Origin of the sequence: Bacillus cereus group sp. Bce019, from assembly GCF_051781745.1 — a bacterium.
In the GTDB taxonomy this organism is placed as follows: Bacteria; Bacillota; Bacilli; order Bacillales; family Bacillaceae_G; genus Bacillus_A; species Bacillus_A cereus.
The window spans coordinates 1-2,333 of record NZ_JBPWJX010000049.1 but is presented as its reverse complement, the minus strand read 5'-3'; the positions used below and the strand labels follow the sequence as shown (position 1 = coordinate 2,333).

The following is a 2,333-nucleotide window of genomic DNA, read 5'->3' as shown; positions in this document are numbered from 1 at the left end:
TTCAAAGAACTACTTGGTCGCTCATTTGCGACTTCCTTATGTTAACATCTTCGTTAGTTAATGTCAACTAAGTTTTTTTATTTCGTTTGTCGCTTGCGACGTTATTGTCATCGGCGACTTGTCCTATATTACACCTCTATATAATAATAGTCAATATTAATCTTTCATTTTTTTTAAAAGATGAAAAAGACTCTCATACCCCCCTTTTATTTCTCATACATATCAATAAAATAACTGAAAGGAGTGTAGAACTTGTTCAATCCTTCTTTATTACACATCATAAGCTCCCATTCAAGAAGCCCACACTATCATAGGAAGTTTCCAATCATTCTATTTTAGAGTCAAAAAAGCGGTTGTACTTCTCTTGCTAAGTGGTTCTTTTACCAGATTGATTTATTACAAACCGCTCTAAGCTATAGTCCTTTCATTCATAATTATGAATATGATATATACAAAAGTACACCTGCCTATAGTGTACGACTAGGAGTAGCGTTACGAGAAAAACAAAAAGAAACTTTTAAACTTGTTCGTAACCCTTATAGGAGAGCAGTCAGTTCTTTCGTGTCCTTAATTGGACCTCCTTATATGGAAAATCCCCCAAAGGGATCTCATTTAAACAATTTTTATACTATCTATTTATGAAAGGGGCTCACGCAAGTGATATTAACCCACATTTCACACAACAATATATAGCTGGTGAAGAAGAATATGTGACCAATTATATATACTTAGAAAACTTCGATCAGGAAATGAAAGAATTAGAAAAGCGTTTTGAATTAAAAACCGCACCAATAAATGAGTTCTCAACATCATGGCATCATCAAACTCCCGCCATGATTTATAAAGGGGATTTTAGCGAAGGCGATATTACTGACCCTTTATTTCCCCGTCACCCAACTTTTGAAAGCTTTTATGATACTGAATGTATACAAATTGTCCAAACAATATTTCAAAATGATTTCGACACATATAAATACAGCAAAGAATATCTATACTAACTTTAGTCTATTATCTTTGCTAAATAAAAAAGATACCCCATATATAAGGTATCTTTTTAACATTTCAATTATATAAATCATACTGTTTAGCAGTCTCTATTCTCCACCTTGTTTCCTTTTAATAGATTGCATAACTTTTGCTGGTCCGCCCATCCTACTCCGATTAAAACTAAACTTGCTCCCATTATTACTCTCCATGTCAGAGATTCATTTAATAGAATAATTGAAGTAACAATACTTATTAATGGTAATGCATTTAAATATAATCCGCTTACTGATGCTGAAACTCTCTCTAGCGCTTTATTCCAAAACCAATACGCTAAAATTGTTGCTCCAATAACAAGGTATATTACACTAAGTCCCGTTTTCCAAGTTTCAACCTTTGGGAGACCGTAATAAAAAATTTCTACCAGTGCGAACGGTAAGAGAATAACAGCTCCAATAATTAAAGTTAATGTTGTAAAAACCTCGTTTGATAAATACTGTTCTTGTTTTGGTCGTTTTAGCAAAACTGTGTAGAAAGCAAATAGAAAAGTACTTAATAATATCAGTATATCTCCTATTAAAGACACTTCTTGATTAGCACTTTTAGATGGAATCGTAATAAAGAGTACTCCTATAGCACCCAGTATAATTCCTATCCAATAATTCAATCGAATTTTCTCTTTCAAAAAGAGTGCTGAAAAAAGAATTGTAACTAATGGTAATGCAGCATCTATAATACTCACATGTAATCCACTTGTTAAAGAAATGCCGTAGGATGTAAACATAAAATAACCAGCTACACCGGTAAAAGCTAACAAACTCATTCTTTTCCATGGAACTTTTTTATGTACAACTGTTTTTTTTAATTGCTTAAATGAGAATATCACACAAATTCCACCTGCAAAGAAAAGGCGAATAAATAACAAAGTAAACGGCTGAATAGATTCTAACGCCCATTTTGTTGGCGCAATGGCTGTGCCCCATAATATAACAGCCACTAATAACATGCATATTTCTTTCATAATCCCCCACACCCATCAAAAATATATGTTAACTACCTTAATTATAGAATTTTTCTTATGTAAAATCCTTTAAAAACACAAAAGGTTATGCAAAAAGAGCTATATTGCTATTTATCACATAACCTTTTTATATAAGATTACAAACATTCTTTTTACATCTGAACTATATTCTCATAAAGGTAATTCTTACCTTTATATTTAAAATAATAAAAATAAACACAAAAAAACCTAAGTCAAAACGACTTAGGTTTTTGCTTGGCGACGTCCTACTCTCACAGGGACAAGGTCCCAACTACCATCGGCGCTAGAGAGCTTAACTTCCGTGTTC

At 32.6% G+C, this 2,333-nt stretch carries 1 protein-coding gene and 1 pseudogene; one reads left to right on the top strand and one right to left on the bottom strand.

Features of this window, described 5'->3' with window-relative positions; genetic code table 11:
- Positions 1 to 252: 252 nt before the first annotated feature.
- Positions 253 to 998, top strand: a pseudogene (locus ACS2QP_RS27320) (sulfotransferase family 2 domain-containing protein).
- 86 nt (positions 999 to 1,084) lie between these two features.
- On the opposite strand, the gene ACS2QP_RS27315 reads toward ACS2QP_RS27320, so the two are convergent.
- On the bottom strand, positions 1,085 to 2,005 hold the full coding sequence (locus tag ACS2QP_RS27315; RefSeq protein ID WP_063535513.1) for a DMT family transporter: 921 nt from the start codon (positions 2,003 to 2,005) through the stop codon (positions 1,085 to 1,087).
- Positions 2,006 to 2,333: the final 328 nt, after the last annotated feature.

What these genes read in the sequence shown, in the direction of transcription:
- ACS2QP_RS27315 (WP_063535513.1), bottom strand. Translation starts at nt 2,005, where the DNA reads ATGAAAGAAATATGCATGTTATTAGTGGCTGTTATATTATGGGGCACA.